The 17,278-nt window shown below is 62.7% G+C and carries 12 protein-coding genes; 5 read left to right on the plus strand and 7 right to left on the minus strand.

All coding sequences use genetic code 11. The annotated features are described in order from the left end of the window. Window position 1 precedes the first annotated feature (1 nt). On the minus strand, window positions 2-670 hold the full coding sequence (locus tag HZ993_RS19895) for a glycine zipper 2TM domain-containing protein (RefSeq protein ID WP_209394440.1): 669 nt from the start codon (window positions 668-670) through the stop codon (window positions 2-4). An 87-nt stretch (window positions 671-757) separates the two neighbouring features. On the opposite strand from HZ993_RS19895, the gene HZ993_RS19900 reads away from it, so the two are divergent. Beyond that, a complete protein-coding gene (locus tag HZ993_RS19900) occupies window positions 758-3,994 on the plus strand; it encodes an error-prone DNA polymerase (protein WP_209394441.1) in 3,237 nt (1,078 codons plus the stop codon). 184 nt (window positions 3,995-4,178) lie between these two features. Then, the gene (locus HZ993_RS19905) at window positions 4,179-4,976 is read left to right on the plus strand and encodes a triacylglycerol lipase (RefSeq protein ID WP_209394442.1); all 798 of its coding nucleotides are present in this window, start codon (window positions 4,179-4,181) and stop codon (window positions 4,974-4,976) included. 11 nt (window positions 4,977-4,987) lie between these two features. Here HZ993_RS19905 and HZ993_RS19910 read toward each other — a convergent pair whose 3' ends face one another. Beyond that, complete coding sequence (locus tag HZ993_RS19910; RefSeq protein WP_209394443.1) at window positions 4,988-5,611, minus strand: LysE family translocator; 624 nt, start codon at window positions 5,609-5,611, stop codon at window positions 4,988-4,990. A 90-nt stretch (window positions 5,612-5,701) separates the two neighbouring features. Between HZ993_RS19910 and HZ993_RS19915 the strand changes: the two genes are divergently transcribed. Beyond that, window positions 5,702-6,652 carry a YafY family protein gene (locus HZ993_RS19915; protein ID WP_209394444.1) on the plus strand — a complete coding sequence of 317 codons (951 nt, stop codon included), beginning with the start codon at window positions 5,702-5,704 and terminating at the stop codon, window positions 6,650-6,652. Here HZ993_RS19915 and mdtH read toward each other — a convergent pair. Continuing rightward, complete coding sequence (mdtH, locus tag HZ993_RS19920) at window positions 6,635-7,852, minus strand: multidrug efflux MFS transporter MdtH (RefSeq protein WP_209394445.1); 1,218 nt, start codon at window positions 7,850-7,852, stop codon at window positions 6,635-6,637. The two genes, HZ993_RS19915 and mdtH, sit on opposite strands and share 18 nt — an antisense overlap. Window positions 7,853-7,941: 89 nt before the next feature. Between mdtH and HZ993_RS19925 the strand changes: the two genes are divergently transcribed. Together HZ993_RS19925 and HZ993_RS19930 are read left to right on the plus strand one after the other, a co-directional pair. Beyond that, a complete protein-coding gene (locus HZ993_RS19925; RefSeq protein ID WP_209394446.1) occupies window positions 7,942-8,829 on the plus strand; it encodes a LysR family transcriptional regulator in 888 nt (295 codons plus the stop codon). 64 nt (window positions 8,830-8,893) lie between these two features. Continuing rightward, window positions 8,894-9,952 carry a patatin-like phospholipase family protein gene (locus HZ993_RS19930; protein WP_209394447.1) on the plus strand — a complete coding sequence of 353 codons (1,059 nt, stop codon included), beginning with the start codon at window positions 8,894-8,896 and terminating at the stop codon, window positions 9,950-9,952. Between the two features lie 20 nt (window positions 9,953-9,972). On the opposite strand, the gene HZ993_RS19935 is transcribed toward HZ993_RS19930, so the two are convergent. The 4 genes from HZ993_RS19935 to HZ993_RS19950 all read right to left on the minus strand — a co-directional run bounded on the left by HZ993_RS19935 (window position 9,973) and on the right by HZ993_RS19950 (window position 17,272). Continuing rightward, a complete protein-coding gene (locus tag HZ993_RS19935; RefSeq protein WP_209394448.1) occupies window positions 9,973-10,410 on the minus strand; it encodes a universal stress protein in 438 nt (145 codons plus the stop codon). Between the two features lie 276 nt (window positions 10,411-10,686). After that, on the minus strand, window positions 10,687-11,232 hold the full coding sequence (locus tag HZ993_RS19940; RefSeq protein ID WP_209394449.1) for a GNAT family N-acetyltransferase: 546 nt from the start codon (window positions 11,230-11,232) through the stop codon (window positions 10,687-10,689). Between the two features lie 107 nt (window positions 11,233-11,339). Continuing rightward, the gene (locus tag HZ993_RS19945; protein ID WP_209394450.1) at window positions 11,340-12,065 is read right to left on the minus strand and encodes a phospholipase D-like domain-containing protein; all 726 of its coding nucleotides are present in this window, start codon (window positions 12,063-12,065) and stop codon (window positions 11,340-11,342) included. 5 nt (window positions 12,066-12,070) lie between these two features. Continuing rightward, the gene (locus HZ993_RS19950) at window positions 12,071-17,272 is read right to left on the minus strand and encodes a DNA repair ATPase (protein WP_209394451.1); all 5,202 of its coding nucleotides are present in this window, start codon (window positions 17,270-17,272) and stop codon (window positions 12,071-12,073) included. Between the last annotated feature and the right edge of the window lie 6 nt (window positions 17,273-17,278).

Here is a 17,278-nt window from a genome sequence, read left to right on the forward strand (position 1 = left end):
ATTACATGCGGGCCACGGTGCTGCCGGTGTTGCGCACCTTGTCACCCACCTGGAAGCCCGGGTCGTTCGTGAAATCAAAGCTGGCCTTGCTCTCGTTGGCATAGATCACGGTGACGGTCCACACCTTGTGGGTCTTGATCTTTTCTTCAATCATCTTGCCGGCATAGGCGCCGCCTGCGGCACCGGCCAGCGTGGCCAGGTCCTTGCCCAGGCCACCGCCCACCTGGTTGCCCAGCACGGCGCCCAATGCACCACCGGCCAGCACACCCACGGCGCTGTATTCACCGGCCTTTTCGGTCACGGTAATGGACAACACACGGCCGCATTCCGCACAGGCGGGTGCTGTTGCCTGTGCCGCTGTGGCGGCAGGTGCTGCTGGTGTGGCTGCAACCGGGGCCGGGGCTGTCGCCGGTGTAGCCGCAGCCTTGGCCTTGGCCGCTGCCAGGGCCTGGTCGTATTCGGCCTTGGCGTCACGGCGGCACTGCAGGCGGGCGTTGGACGAGGTTTCATCGTTGCACAGCTTCTTGTCGCTGTCGTAGCGGGCCAATGCGGCCTTGTTGTCGGCGGCAAGCTGGGTGCTGGCGGGGGTAGCGGGGGTAGAGGCCCATGCGGCGCTTGTCTGTGTCGCCACGGCCAATGTGATGGCCAGGTGCAGGATGTGTTTGTTCATGACGGGGGCACGTTGAAGTGGTGGAAAGTTGCACTATAGGCGAGCAGGTTGACGATTGTTATACTGTACAAATAAACAGTATTTACCATGCAACCCTACCTACCGCTCGCCTATGCCGAGCTGCACTGCCTGAGCAGTTTCAGCTTCCAGCGCGGCGCGTCCCAGCCCGAAGAACTGGTGCAACGGGCTGCGGCCCTGGGTTATAGCGCACTGGCCATTACCGACGAATGCTCGGTGGCGGGCGTGGTGCGGGCGCATGTTGCGCTGCGCGAGCTGAATGCGGATGTGAAAGGGAATCTGAAGCTGCTGCTGGGCGCCGAGTTCTCCGTGGCTCTGGGACCCGGCCTGGACTTCACCGCGGTGGTGCTGGTGCACAACCTGCAGGGCTGGGGCAATCTGTGCCAGTTCATCACGGTGGCGCGCCGGGCCGCGCCCAAGGGGCAGTACCAGGTGGGCTGGCAGGGCGCCGCCAACCAGGCCCTGTGGGCACAACTCAGCCACTGCGAGGTGTTGCTGGTCTTTCAAGATGCTATGAATATAGAAGCGGCATACTCAATATCCGCGGGGGCTAGAGGCCTATTTGGCTCAAGCCTTTGGCTGGCGGCGGCCTTCCACCTGGGGCCGGACGATGCCCTGCGGCGGGTGCGCCTGCAGCAGCTGTCCGCGCTCAGCGGTGTGCCCATCGTGGCCACGGGCGGTGTGCGCATGCACGTGCGCTCGCGCAAACCCCTGCACGATGTGATGACCGCCGTGCGCCTGGGGCAGCCGGTGGCGCAATGCGGCTTTGCGCTGCAGGCCAATGCCGAGCGGCATCTGCGTTCGTGTGCGCGGCTGGCCGCGCTCTATCCCGCCGAGTGGCTGGCCAACACACTAGTGGTTGCGGGCAAGTGCAACTTTGACCTGATGGAGATTGCGTACCACTACCCGATGGAACCCGTTCTGCCTGGTCATACGCCGGCACAGACGCTGCGCCAATACTGCGAAGAAGGGGCACGGCAGCGCTACCCCACCGGCATGCCGCAGGACATCCGGCAGCGCGTGGAGCATGAGCTGGCGCTGATCAGTGAGCTGCGGTTCGAGATGTACTTCCTGACCGTGCACGACATCGTGCGTTTTGCGCGCAGCGTGGGCATCCTGTGCCAGGGCCGTGGCTCCGCAGCCAATTCGGTGGTGTGTTACTGCCTGCACATCACCGAGGCCAATCCGCAAGAGACGTCACTGATGTTCGAACGCTTCATCAGCCGCGAGCGCAACGAGCCGCCCGACATCGATGTGGACTTTGAACACCAGCGGCGCGAAGAAGTCATCCAGTACATCTACAACAAATACGGCCGGGAGCGGGCCGCGATTGCCGCCACCGTCATCAGCTACCGTCCACGCAGTGCGCTGCGCGATGTGGGCCACGCGCTGGACATCCCCGAAGCACTGATCACCGAACTGTCCAAGGAGCACCCCGGCATGTACAACCGCGAGGTGCTGGTGGAGCGTCTGCAAAGCGCGGTGGACCAGTTGGACCCCGACTGTGTGCCGCCGCCGCTGGATCGCCTGGAGCTGTGGATGTCGCTGGCCATACAGCTGCAAGGCTTCCCGCGCCACCTGAGCCAGCATGTGGGTGGCTTTGTGCTGACACAGGGGCCGTTGACCCGGCTGGTGCCGGTGGAAAACGCCGCCATGAAGGACCGCTCCATCATCCAGTGGGACAAGGACGATTTACAAGCCGTGCGCCTGATGAAGGTGGACGTGTTGGCACTGGGCATGCTCAGCGCCATACGCCGCTGCCTGGAATTGGTGACGCAGCGGCGCCAAATGCCACGCCCCATGACTTTGCAAGACATTCCCCGCGAAGACGTCCCCACCTACGACATGATCTGCAAGGCAGACACGGTAGGCGTATTCCAGATCGAGAGCCGGGCACAGATGAGCATGCTGCCGCGCTTGCGGCCCCGCACGTACTACGATTTGGTGGTGCAGGTGGCCATCGTGCGGCCGGGGCCGATTCAGGGCGGCATGGTGCATCCCTACCTGAAGGCTCGCAACAACCCGGAACTGGCGCAGTCCCCCTACCCAGCACTGCGCAAAGCCTTGGGCCGCACCCATGGCGTGCCCATATTTCAGGAGCAGGTGATGCAGATCGCGGTGCTGGCTGCGGACTTTACGCCGGGCGAGGCCGATGACCTGCGCCGTTCCATGGCAGCGTGGAAGCGCCATGGCAATGTGAGCCAATACCACGACAGGCTGGTCAACGGCATGCTTAAGAACGACTACCCCTTGGAGTTTGCCGAAGCCATCTTCCGCCAGATGGAAGGTTTTGGCGAATACGGTTTCCCTGAGAGCCACGCCGCCAGTTTTGCCATCCTGGTCTATTTCAGTTGCTGGTTTAAATGGCACGAGCCCGCCTGTTTTCTCGTCGCGCTGCTCAACAGCCAACCACTGGGCTTTTACGGCCCTTCCCAACTGGTGCAGGACGCACAACGCCACGGAGTGGAGGTGCGCCCCGTGGACGTGTCGCACAGCGACTGGGATTGCACTTTGGAATGCATGGGGTCAGACCACCGCACTGCGCAGCAGGGTGTGTGCTCTGACCCCATCTGTTCATCCCCCGGCCAACCCGCCGTGCGCCTGGGCCTGCGCATGGTCAGCGGCCTGCGCAAAGACGTGGGGGAGCGCATCGCCGCCGAACGGGTGCAACACGCCTTCACCAACACCCAAGACCTGGCCCTGCGCTGTGGCTTGAACGAGCTGGACTTGAAGGCCCTGGCCAGTGCCGATGCCTTGTTATCCCTGTCGGGCCACCGCCGCCAGCAGGTGTGGGACGCATCGGCCCTCAAGCCCGCGCCAGTGTTGTTACAGGGCATCCCGATTGATGAGGACGAGCTGCTGCTGCCCGCTGCCGCCGAGGGGGAAGAAGTGGTGTTTGATTACGCCTCGGTGGGCCTGACCTTGCGCAGCCATCCGCTGGCGTTGATGCGCGGTGAACTGGCCAAGAAAAAACTGCTGACCGCCACGCAACTGGCCACCCTGCCGCACGGCCGCCTGGTGCGTGCCTGCGGCCTGGTCACCATGCGCCAGCGCCCCCAGACCGCCAAGGGCGTCATCTTCATCACACTGGAGGACGAGACCGGCAGTGTGAATGTGATCGTGTGGAAGGCGGTACGCGAGCGCTTCCGCCAAGAGGTGTATCGATCCCGCCTGCTGATGGTGTACGGTGAGTGGCAGCGCGACGAAGAGAGCGGCGGCAACGTCCGCCACGTGATTGCCAAAACGCTGGTAGACCTGACACCCATGCTGGGTGATCTGGCCACAACCAGTCGGGATTTCCATTGACCGGCCGATGCCTTGGTAGTAACCCGCATGCTGAAGCCGGTTCACAGTCTCGTAGGCGACAAAGGGCAAGAATCCTGACCCAAAAGCCAGCTTCCTTTACAGGCTGCTGACAGCAAAAACTGCTACTGTTGTCTCCACCACAACAGCATGGAAGAAGGCCACACGGCCGAGCTCCCTTTACGCAATGGCAACCCAGACCCACAGCAGCGCAAGTTCTTCGTCCCACCCTCCGGCGCCCAGCGCCTGGCTGATGGCCATGGAGCTCAGGGCGCCGTGGGAATTTGGCGCCGTGATTCCGGCCTGGCCGATGTTGCAGCGTGCGCCCGCAGGCGACGGGCATTCCGTGATTGTGTTCCCTGGTCTGTCGGCCAGCGACACCTCCACCTTGCCGCTGCGCGGTTATCTGAAGGGCCTGGGTTACGACGTGTCGGGCTGGAACCAGAGCCACAACTTCGGACCCCGCGCCGGTGTGCTGCAGGAAGCGCGGCGCCAGGTGCAGGCGGCCTGTGACGAGAGTGGCCGCAAGGTAAGCCTCATAGGCTGGAGTCTGGGTGGTGTGTATGCGCGAGAGTTGGCCAAGGAGCTACCGCACTGTGTGCGCAGCGTCATCACGCTGGGTACGCCGTTTTCGGGTTCGCACAAAAGCACCAATGCCTGGCGCGTTTACGAACTCACCAGTGGGCGCAAGGTGGAGCACGAAACCGAACACTTTGACTTGCCCACGGCCCCTCCTGTGCCAACCACATCCATCTTCACCCGCACCGACGGTGTGGTGGCCTGGCAAGCCAGCCTGCAAGCGCCCTGCAAAACCAATCCGCATACCGAGAACATCGAGGTGTATGCCAGCCACATGGGCCTGGGGCTCAACCCGACGGCCTGGTGGGCGGTGGCCGACAGGCTGGCGCAAGCGCAAGGCCAATGGAGCCCTTTTGCCCGCAAAGGTGGACTCCAGGGTCTGCTGTTCCCCAACCCCCATCGCTGAGCGCTCGGGGGTCAGCTTGCCGCCCAGGCTTGGGTGGCCGTCAGCAGTGCACACACCATCAGCATGGAGCCCATGGCCCGTGCCATCACCCGTTGGCGTGCCTGCAAAAAGGCGCGGGAGCGCAAGGCCAGTGTCGCCACGGTGCCGTAGACGGCTATCTGCGTGCCGACGGTGATCAGGCACAGGGCCAGTGTCTGCGCCAGCAACGAGCGTGTGTCGGCCCGCACAAAAGCAGGAAACAGCGCCAGCGTAAACGCATAGGCCTTGGGGTTGAGCAGGCAGGTGGTGACCGCCTGGCGGTAGATGGTGGAAGCAGACAGCGGCGCCACATCGGTTTGCGCAGGCGCGGCCGAGTCGGCACTGCGATAAATTCCCCACCCGACCCACAGCAGGTACAGCGTGCCGATGACCAGCATGACCCGAAACAGCTGGGGGAACAACACCATCAACGCAGCCATGCCGGTTGCCCCCACGATGACATGGATGGCACCCCCGGTTGCAATGCCCAGCACCGAGCTGACGGCACCCCCACGCCCGGCCCCCAGGCTGCTGGCCATCACAAAGGCCATGTCCATGCCGGGTAACAAGATGACGGCGAGAACCGCCAGGAAGTAGAGCCAGAGATCGGGTGCCATGGTGTGTACCTTTTGCAGAGTGTTGAGTGGCTGCAGTCTAGGAGTCATATAGGTCGTTCTATGTCCTATATCGGGCGTACGATGGACCCCATGGAAAAACCCCTGCAACGTGTGCTGGCCGCGCTGGAGCTGCTGCAATCCCACTCCAGCCTCAGCGGTGCACAACTCGCTGAGTTAATCGGCGTGGACCGCCGCACCGTGCGGCGCTACATCGTCGAGCTGGAAAACTTTGGTGTGCCGATACGCAGCACGCGTGGGCGTGATGGCCATTACGCGCTGATGCCTGGCTACAAGCTGCCACCCATGATGTTCAGCAATGACGAAACGCTGGCCTTGTCGGTGGGCTTGCGCGTGGCGCGTGATCTGGGCCTGGGTGACATGGCGCCAGCGGTAGCTAGCGCGCAGGCCAAGCTGGACCGTGTGATGCCTGCCCAACTGCGGCGCAAAATTGGCGACCTCAATGCTGTGATGGCGCTGGACCTGGCCCCACCCCGGGCGCACAGTGGCAGTGAATTTTTTGCCGAGGTGACGCGTTGCGCCAGCGCCGGGCAAACCCTGCGGATGCACTACTGCGCACTGGATGGCAGCGTGACCGAACGCGAGATCGACCCCTATGGCATGGGTTACCTCAACGGCGCCTGGTATGTGGTGGGCCACTGCCACCTGCGCCGTGGCCTGCGCTCGTTCCGGCTGGACCGGATACAGGCTGTGCAGTCTTGCCCCAAATCCTTTGGGGTGCCGGTAGGCTTCAACGTGTTGGAGTACCTGCGGGAATCGATTGCGGCCCTAGAGCGCACACATGCTGTGGTGGTGCATTTCCCACAGGCCGAGATGGCGGTGGTGCGGCGTGCTATCCCGTCGAGCATCGGCAAGCTCACGCAGAAGCGGGGCCACATCCGGCTGGACGCGCAGGCCGATGACCTGGACTGGTTTGCGCGTGAGCTGGCGCGTTTGAATCTGGCGTTCGACATTGTTCAACCCAAGGCGCTAAAACGCGCACTGGTAGCGCATGTGCAACGCCTCTTACAGGGCCACGGGTAAGGTGGCGGCACGGGCTGCGACACGATCACGCGCGGGCGAAAACTGCCAGCGCAGTGCCAGCCAGGTTGCCAGGCCCACACAGGCCAGACTCAGCCACGGCAGCATGGGTAATTTGTGGTCTCGCGCGTAGTCCAGCAGCATGCCGCCCCCGGTGTAGCCAAACAGGCCACCAATCGCCAGGCCTATGCGGCCCATGCCCATGTAGCTGGCGCGCGCCTGGGGTTTGGCATATCGGGCCAACAGGGCCTCGCGTGCCGGTTCGGAAATCAGCGAGCCAATGAAGAAGATCGACAGGATCACAAACGCCGCATGCACACTGGCCACCCAAGCCATAGCGGCAATGCTGACCGACATGGTCAACACCCCGGCCAGCACCCGCGTCTCCAGCCGCAGATGGCGCTCACCCCAGCGCGCCAGCGGGTAGAGCAGGGTCAGCGACAACACCGCATCCAGTGCATACATCCAGCTGACAGCCTGGGCCGTGCCCGCCAGTTCCTTGATGGTCACCGGTATCAACAGCATGATCTGCACACCCAGCGCGTAGTAGCCGCTGAGCGTGAATACAAACACCAGAAACGCCTTGTCGCCCAGCACGGTGCGCATAGCCGCCAGTGGCGCTGTGCGCACCGATGCCACCCGGTAGGCCGGCAGCAAGACGGCATTGGCCAGCGCAGCCAATACAAATACGGCACAGCCACCCATGGCAACCCAGAAAAAATCAAACCCCAGCAACCAGGTGCCCAGCAGTGCACCGCCCATGGCACCCGCACTGTCCTGCATCATCAGCAGGCTGTAAAAGCGGCTGCGCTCGCGGGCATGCGTGAGCTTGATGATCAGGGCACTGCGCGGCGGGTCAAACAACATGCCACCCAGACCCGACAACAGGCAGGAGAAGACCAGTACACCGGGATGCTGGGCCACGGCCATGGCCGCAAAACCGGCGGCCCGTAACAACATGCCGGCCACGATCAGGGGCTTGGCGCCAAAACGATCGGCAAGCGATCCACCTACCAGACCCAGGCCTTGTTGCACCAGTTGGCGCAGACCCAGAGCCAGACCCACTGCGGCAGCGGCCCAGCCCATCTGGTCCACAAAATGCAGGCTGATCAGCGGAAAAACGCAGAAAAATCCGGCAACCACCAGCAGGTTGTCGAACATGATGAAGCGTCGGCCCAGCCGTCGTGCGCGTTGTGCAGCCATGGTGTCCTTCTATGTGAGGACTCAATTTTCAGTGCGCGTTAGTTATTATGGAAGTCGCTAACTCGTAATACTTGTTATGGATTTTTCTTATGTCTATTAGCGTTGATGATTTGCAGTTGCTGGTGGATATCGTGGACTGCGGCAGCTTCAGCCAGGCCGCAGCGCGCCGCGGTTGGTCGCAGCCCCAGGTCAGCCACCGTGTGGGTCTGCTGGAGGCTGATATCGGCACGCCTTTGTTCCAGCGCCACCGCCGCGGCGCCTTGCCTACTGCGGCCTGTGATGCGTTTTTACCCGCCGCCAAAGAGGCCCTTGCGGCACTGGATCAGGGTCGCAAGGCCATACAACACACACCGCCCTTGCCCTTGGTCACACTGGCGTGTTTGCCGTCTCTAGCATCGGTGGTGTTTGGACCCATCTTGGTAGCACTGGCCCAGGCGCCGATGGAGATACGCTGCCGCACCGACCACTCGCCTGCCATCATGGAAGAGCTGCTCACCGGCAAGTCACATCTGGGTTTTGTGCTGAAGTGCCCGCCCATGGCGGGCATACAGATGGAGCGCATCTGGCGCTCACGCATCGTGGCCGTGGTCCACCGCAGCCACCGGCTGGCGCGCTCCAAACCAAAAACGCTGGCTGCCATTGCCAATGAACAACTGGCACCGCAATCCTGGGGCGATGGCTGTTACCAGCTCATCGACCAATTGCGCGGCCTGCGCACCGTGCCCGGCCCCATCCACACCATACAACCCGCCAGCGCTGCGCGGGAGATGGCGCTGGAGCATGGCTTTCTGACCTTCATGCCCGAGGTGGCTGTCAAACGTGAACTGCGCGAGGGCAAGTTGGTCAAGCTGGACTTGCAGGACCTGCCACTATGGGAGTGGGAGGTGATGGTGGCTTGGCGCAGCGGCAAGCGGGCAGACGCCAGCAAGCAGCGTGTGCTGGACACTGTGCGGGCCATGGCCGCCGACTGGGCCTAGCGCTGTTGGCACTGCACTTGCTTGAATGTAGAGGCGCGCCCTTGGGTGCTGCAAAGGAGTTCGTATGCGCAACGGTTCATCGCCCAGCCCGGCATGGTTCACCCGCCTGGGCCGTGCGCCCCCGCCCACCCTCAACCTGGCGTTGCAAGGTGGTGGTGCGCACGGTGCCTTCACCTGGGGTGTGCTGGATGCCCTGTTGGACCACCCAGACCTGGCGTTTGAAGGCCTGAGCGGCAGCAGCGCCGGGGCCATGAACGTAGTGGTCTTTGCGCACGGGTGGATGCTGGGCGGGCGCGACGGTGCGCGCCAGGGCCTGGCAGACTTCTGGACTGAGGTCGGCCGCCAGATGCCGTGGCACACCACGACCCAGGGCGAGGGTGATGCCACCAGCCTGTCCACTGCAACACGTTTGATGGCAAACTGGGCCGGGCACTTTTCGCCCTCGCAGCTCAACCCCTTTGCACTGAACCCGCTGCGCGACATGCTGGAGCGCCAGATAGATTTTGAACGGCTGCGCAGCAGCAGCCCCTTCAAACTATTCATTGCTGCCACGCAGGCCAACACGGGCAAGCTGCGTATCTTCCGCGAGTCGGATTTGACCCTGGACAAGCTGTTGGCCTCGGCCTGCCTGCCCAAGATCCACCATCCGGTGCTGATCGACGGCGAGCCGTATTGGGACGGTGGCTATAGCGCCAACCCGGCGGTCTTTCCGCTGTTTTACGACTGCCAGACATCCGATGTGTTGCTGGTGCTGCTGAGCCCGCTGAAACACGCGGACACACCCCACAGCGTGCATGCGATAGAAGCCCGTATCGCCGAGTTGAGCTTCAGCGCCCACTTCATGCGCGAGATGAACATGTTTGCGCGGGCCAAGGCCTATGCCCGCAACAGCTGGCTCACATGGGGGCGGCTGGAGCGGCGTTTGCAGGGCATGCGCTTCCACATGGTTGATTCCAGCCAGTTGCCGCTGCTGGAACGTGGTGAAACCCGCATGCTGGCGCATGGCCCGTTTCTGGAGTTATTGAAGGAACACGGCCAGCAACGTGCCCGCCAATGGTTGGCCAGCCATGGCGCAGCGGTGGGCCAGGCGTCGTCCATTGATCTGGTGCAGCTTTTTGGCTGAGCCGCCTTGCCAACCCAGGCCTAGCGGAAAACCAGCACCGGGATTTTGGTGTGGGTCAGCACCTTGTGTGTTTCACCACCCATGATCAGCGCCTGTATGCCGCGGCGCCCGTGTGATGCCATGAAGATCACGTCACAGCCCGCTTCGCGCGCGGTTTTGACAATTTCTTCGTAGGGGTGTTCGTTGACGCTGTGTACGGCAGCACATTCCACACCGGCGGCCTGTGCCGCGTCTTTGAGCACCTGCAGGTTGCGCGCCGCCATGGCCTTGCTGTCTGCGGCGTACAGGTCCATGGAGTCCACCAGCATCGAAGCCTCCAGCGCAAAGAAGTGGTAGGGCATGGTGACCGTGATGCCGGTCACCCGCGCATTGATCTCCTTGGCAAATTTCACACCTTGGGTGATGGCCATATTGGATAGCTCCGAGCCGTCGGTCGGGATCAGTATGTGCTTGAACATGGTGCGCTCCTTCACCGGTTGCAGGGTTTCACTGCGGTGTGGCAAGTATGGGCGGGCGTGGCGGCTTTTGCAAATCACCGGCGGTTGCCGTGCCCTACCAGATGTTTCCCCAATTGCCCTGCACACTGCGGCCACAGACCCGGACCACGGGTGGATACGGTCGGTGTTTGGGGTGAGGTTTGTGCTGGAGGAGCACCATTAGTGGAATTTTTGTAAGCAAAAAGTGCCTCTAGCCCCCGTGAAATATGAAGAAGTAGCTATCAAAAAGATAGCTTATTAGGTAATCGAGGCACGATGCCAAGCGTACAGCGCAGTATCACGTGGAGGGCCACCAATGTTCGGGCGGTACGTAGCCATGCGCATTACGCCCTCCTTTTGGAGGCCCAGCCGCTCAAGCACCCGGTGTGACCTGATGTTTTCTGCATCCGCCGTCGCCCAGATACGAAAGATCTCCGGTTGTACCTTCAGCCAATCGAAGACGAGCGCGCCAGCGTCGAGTGCCAACCCTTTGCCCCATTGTGACCTGGCAAGAAAATACCCGAAATCAGCGGAGTGTCCCTTCGGGCGACAGGATATGGTCCCAGCCAAGTTGCCAGTCGCGCGCTCTTCCACGATCCATTGGAACTCGGTTCCCTCCTGCCAACGGCGGGCGACTTGTTCGAGGTGCGCGCGCGTCTGGGAGTCACTGGTTTGTGCAGCCCATTCCATGTACTTCATGACGTCAGGATCCGTGGCGGCCGTGAACAGGCGTTTGGCGTCTTCGGGTGCCGCGCGTCGCAGCCTCACGCGTACACCATTGATCACTTCTGCTGGGGTCTTCATGCAATCTCTAACCTATTGAGTGGAGATTGTTCTGCGCGCTTGGTCGTATGAGGTGTGGCCACTTTGCATGCACTGCCAGCCGAAGATGTAGGCATGCGGGTTAAAACTCAATCGACCAACTGCCCCCACAACTGATCAAACGCCCCCTGAAACTGCCGCACCAGCGCAACGTCATTCGTCGCCACCAAATTCTCTTCATTGTGCGAACAAGCACTGCGCGTCCAGTTGTAGCTGCCATTCAACAACCACTGCCCATCAAAGATCGCAAACTTGTGGTGCATGTGCGCGTCCGTGCGGTCGACTGCGGTGGGCACACCCGCTGCGCGCAGGCGCGTGACGTCACTTCCGGAGTCGGTTTCCTTGTCGTTGTCGGTGATGAAACGCAAGGCCACGCCACGGGCGTGCGCGGCCAGCACCTCTTGGGCGATGCGGTCGTCGGACAGGGTGAAGACGCAGAAGTCCACACTACGGCGGGCGCTGCGGAAGTGTTGGACGATGGTGTTGAGGCAAGCCTCGCCGGGGCTGAAGCAGGCGTTGGAGCGTGTAGCCTGTACGGGCGCACGGGCCACGTCCAGTGCGCGCACCACGGCTTCCACCCAGCGCAACACAGCAACGGGGTCTTGCTGCGCGGCCAGCCGGTTGCGCGCCAGCGTGAAGGCGTGGTTGCGCAGTTGGCGAAAGCCGTCTTCTGGCGGCTGAGCCTGGCGCAGGGTTTGGGCCAGGCTGTGTTTTTCATCGTCGTCCAGGCGCAGGTCGGTCAGGGAGGCATCCAACTGGCCCAACAGGTTTCCAATATCTGCAGCGGCCACGGCGGGTGTAGTGGATGTTGCCATCACGCTTATCCCTCCGTCTTCTTGTTGCCGCTGGTATGTGCGCGCGGTGCCCTTGGCTCATTGGCCTTGGCCAGCAATAGCTCTAGCCGTTTGCTGATGCTGTGGTCCAGGTCCATACGTTTCTCGGTCGCGGCGATCAGCGGCATGATGACCTTGCGGTAGGTCACGGCCAGTTGCAACACGGCCTCTGCCATTTGTTTGCCTTCGCTGTCACCGGTCGACTCGCTGCTTGGTTTGAGGTCATCCACCGCGCGGCTCACGTCCAGCAGGGCGTTGGCAATGCGGGTGGAACCATCGGCTTCTTCACCACCGGCCTTGCGCTGGCGCAGAAAGTCGCCGCAGATGGATTGCCAGCGCGCGGTCTCTTCCGCTGTGGCGCTGCCCATCAGTTGTGCCAGCTTCAGCAGATTTTCTTGCGCGCCGGTGGTCAGCGTTTGCGCCTCGCCGCGGTAGTGGTCGCGCAGCAGGGCGTTGAGCTCGTCGTCGTGCATCAGCGGCGTGATCTTGGCCGCCAGCTTGGTCATGTTGCGGTAGCTGCCCTGCAGTTTGAACGGTGGCTCCGTGCGGTAGCTGTCGCGTTGTGCGGCCGATTCAATGTAGGCCATGTTGACCTTGAGCAGCAGGTCGCGTGCGCGGAACAGGCGTTTCAGCAACGCGGTCAGCTCCTCCAGCTCGGCGCTGCTGTAGGCATGGGCAAAGTCGCCGCTGGCCACGTCTTCGCCCTGTGCCATGCGCACCAGCAGTTGCACATCCTTAGGGTCGCGCGACGACAGCGGCGCCAGTGCCGGGTTGCTGGTCAGGCTGTTCTCAATGTAGGACAGCGCAAACAAGGCCTCGCGCCCGGCCAGCACATCGCCCAGGTTGTAGATGTCGGCGCGGTTGGCCAGCATGTCGGGGATCTTGAAGACCTCGCCCGACTCGGTGTAGGGGTTACCGGCCATCGCAATTGCAAAACGCTTGCCGCGCATGTCGTAGCTGCGGGCCTGGCCCTGCCACATGCCTTCGATGCGGCGCGTGCCGTCGGCCAGGCCGATGAACTTTTGCAAAAACTCTGCGCTGGTGTGCTGGATGTCGTCCAGGTACAGCATCACATTGCTGCCCATGGCCAGGCCCAGGTTGAGCTTCTCCAGCTCCTGGCGCGCGGCGCTGTTGGCGGCCGATGCCGGGTCCAGCGCCGTCACATCGTGGCCCAGCGCCGGGCAGTTGATGCGCACAAACACCAGGCCCAGGCGGTCGGCCACATACTCCATCAACGTGGTCTTGCCGTAACCGGGTGGCGAGATCAGCAGCAGCAGACCCATGCGGTCGGTGCGACTGCCCGCACCGGTGGTGCCGATCTGTTTGGCCAGGTTGTCGCCAATCAGCGGCAAATACACCTCGTCGATCAGTCGGTTGCGCACAAAGCTGGGTAAGGGCTTGGCCTGGAACTGGGCCAGGCTGAGCCGAGCCTTCTCGGCGCTCAACAGGCTGTGGTGCACCTTTTGCAGTGCCTGGAAGCCCGGCACCACGCGGTTGCGGTGGAACGTGAAGCGGCGCCAAAAGTCATTCAGGTTCAGCGCCATGCGGCCGTTGTCCACGCGTGTATGTTCGCCGCGCAATCCTTCTACCGTGGCGTCTAACGATGCATTCACGCGCCGGCGCTGCACCGGCACGGCCAGCAGGCTGGCCGCATCGTCCACCCAAGCTTGCAGGTCTGGGTCTTGTTTACTGGCGAACGCCTTGACCCAGCTACGCGCCTGTTCCCAGCGCTCTGCAGGCGCCGATGCCTCCAGGCTGCGTTGCCAGTCGGGCCATTGGCCACCACGCTCCAGCTCGCGCTGCAGGGCCGCTGCCAGGTCTTCGCCCGCGCCGCTGATGACCCATAACTCGGCACCGCTTTCGTTGGCCACTTCGCGCACCAGATACGCGGCAGCTTGTGTGCACAGCGATGCCATGCGTTCGGCATCATCGGTCCCGTCGGTTGACGGGGGCAGTTCAAAGCCAACAGCTTTGGCAAAAACGGCCAAAGCTTGGGCCGATTCCTGCTCCAGCAACACAAGGCTGTCGCGGGCGCCAAACAGTTGTTGCACTTGCAACGCAGAGCGCGCGCGGCGGTGCAGGGATTCGCGTTCGGCGCCAAAACGGCCGTCCTGCCAATACAACAAGGCCAGTGCGCGCTCGGTCGGGCCCCAGGCCAGCAGGCCGGCTGCGTCTTGCATGGCGGCCAGCGCGCTGAAGATGCGTGTGGCATCTTCGTCGTGCACGCCTTTCTCGTAGCCGTCCTGGTAGCGCTCTGCGGCAAACTGGCGCACATGGTCCAGCAGTGCGGCATGGCCGTCTGGCCCGAGTGCGATCAACTCGGCAATGCGTGACCAAGACAGTGGGGTGGTGGCCTGCAGTGTGGCGTCCAGCAGGCAACCCGCTAAATACTCGGCGCGGCTGATGGCGGCGGTTTCGGATGGCAGGGCCTGTTGCCAATAGGGCTTGTAGGTATCCAGTGCCGCGTCAACAACCGGCACCAGGTAGTCCGTGCCGGTCAGGTGGTAGGCCAGGCCGTCGCCGTTGGGCACCAGGGTCAGCTCCAGCGGATGGCGGCTGATGGTGAAGGTATGGTTGCCCAGGCGCAGGTTGTTGCCACCCTCGGACACCAGATCGCGCTGGTCTCGCACACCACGCAGGGCCTGGTCGCGGTTGGTCTTGAGGCGGGTCTCGATGTCGTCGGCCGCCACTTGAGCACCCAGCGCGCGCATGTCTTCCATGAGCTTGCGCAGCTTGGTGATCAGCATGTCGGCCGCAAAGTAACTGTGAACCTCTTCCAGGCTGGCCAGTTGCGCCACACGGCGTTGTGTGCCATCCAGAATACGACCGGCCGCGGCCACCAGGCCTTGCACGCGCTGCTGGCGTGCCTGGGTCAGCGTTTGTTTGCGGGCAGTCAGCGCCTCGTAGACGGACTCGCGTTTGGTGGCGATGTCAGCCAAGAAATTTTCTTGCTCGGCAAAGCGGCCTTCCAGCTCTTCCAGTTGGGCCAGCAGGCGGGTCAAGGCTTCGTCGCATTTCTCGGGGCTGTCGGCAAAGTCCAGCGCGTTCTCCACCGCCTGGCCAAAGAGCTTGAATTGCGCCTGAAACTCTGCCGCCGCTTCGTGTGATCCCAGCGCCTTGCGCCGGCTGCGGGCGTCGGCGCGCAGGCGGTTGATGTCGGTGTACAGCGCGGAGATGCGCTCCAGAATCGTGGTGCGCTGCACCGCGTCCCCACCAGGCAGGCCGCCCAGTTGTTCGGTCAGCAGGTCCAACCCGGCGGCGGTTTCGTCCAGGCCATCCAGAATGATCTGAAGGCCTTGGCTGGTGGATGCCTGCACCAGGTCGGCACAGAGCTTGGTCAGGCTTTGGCGGTGGCTGGCAAAGGCCCCCTCATCGGCCAGGAAGACCATGGCACGTTCGCCCACGCGCTGCTGCTCGGCCACCAGCTCGGTGTGCATGGCCTCGATACGGGGCAGGTCGGTGTAACGCAGTTCCTTCAGTGTTTCCAAGTGGCCACGGCGTTCGCGCAGACGGCCCAGCGCGTGGATAAAGTCCTCGGGCTTGCGCCACAGCGTGCTGGCTATGTCGACCAGCAGGGTCTTTTGTTTGGTCTGCGCATCATCCAACGCGCGCGCGGTCTCGCGGCGGATCTGCTCCACTTTTTCAAACTCGGCCAGCGTGGTGCGTGCGGCCTCGCTGATGCGCTGCAGGTCTTGCAGTGCGGCACCGGCCTCGGGCTCGGCCAGCCAGAAGTAGGCGTCAATGACGCGGGCGCATTGGCGTATCAGGTCGTCATACGCGGCGCGCGTAGGCGCCTGCTCTTGCACGGCGCGGGCAATGCCCATCAGGTCAGCCACACCACGCACCAGTTCGGCGTTGCCAATACGGCCAAAGAAGCCGGTTCCTAAGGCGGCAGCGCCTGCGTGTTCGTCGCTGGAGAACGGCGTTTGCCACAGCTGCATGGGGTGCACACGGGTGGGCTCGCCCGGCCCCACCTGGAACACCAGCACCTTGCCATCGGCATACAGGGCATACCCATTGGCGACGATGGGCGCGGCCAGGCTTTTGTCGATCAGGTTATAGGTGAACAGCGCATAGTGGCCGCTGCTGGGCTGGTAAAAAACATACAACACGTCTTCGCCATTGGGCGAGCGCAGCATACGTTTGAAGCGCAGGCTGTTGACCACCTCGCCCGGCAGGTCAAAGTGTTTGAACTCTCCGGACTGCAGGTAGTAGCCCCCAGGGAACACGATGCCATGGTCCTCGGGTAGCTGCACACATGACAGGCCCAGCGCGTCGATGCGCGCCACCTGTTGTGTGCGCTGGTTGAACACCAGGTAACGTGTGGTCTGCTCGCGGTAGGGGCGTATGCGCAGCAGTATCAATTGGCCGAGTTGGGCGTAGGCCACTTCGGCATCCGTCAATGACTGGTTTTTGTCTTCCACCGGCTCGTTGTAGATTCCCAGTCCGCTTTCGGTGTTGTTCTCGATCTTTACCGTCAGGTCGCCGCCCACGGTCTCCACAAACACCGTGTCCAGGATGCTGATGTGCGGGTGGCGGCCTTCCACATGGTCGGCGCGGGTTGTGGGCGTCCATTCAAAGTCATGGCTGGGTGGCAGCGCAATGTCGCGCTCGCCGCGGTTGTCGATGTATTGGAGCGCACCGTCGGTTGCCAACTGCCAGCGGAACACGCGCACATCCTGCACCTGCTGGCCGATCTGGAACGATGCCAACAGCTTGCCCTGCGTGATACGCAGTTGCAGCAACTGCGCATTCTTGTAGTAGGCGTACAGCTCTTTGAAGTCGGACGCAAAACGCGCGTCTTCCAGAAAACTGCCGGCCAGCGGCAATGCCTCCAGCTCGGGTTCTCCGCCATGCGCAGCCAGGCGGTACAGGCCAAACACATCACTGACATGGGTCTCTTTGCGCAGGCCGATAAAGACGTTGTAGCCAAACAGTAATTGGTCGCCAATACGCACAATGTCGCGCGCCACACAGTTGTTCTCTGTGCGGGCACGGGTGCGCAGCACCAGCGATTGTTCTGACTTACCAAACTCGGCCACCCGCGCCGCGTTCAAGGCCTGTGCCTTGTTGCGCAGTTCTTCGCCGTGTGCGCTGAGGCGTTTTTTCAGCAGCTCATAGCTGCCGCTGGCGGCGACTAAGTTTTCGGTTTGCTCGGCGGCTGCGGGGCTGGCATCTGCGGATTCCATGGCCTG

The organism is Rhodoferax sp. AJA081-3 (genome assembly GCF_017798165.1).
GTDB lineage: Bacteria > Pseudomonadota > Gammaproteobacteria > Burkholderiales > Burkholderiaceae_C > Allorhodoferax.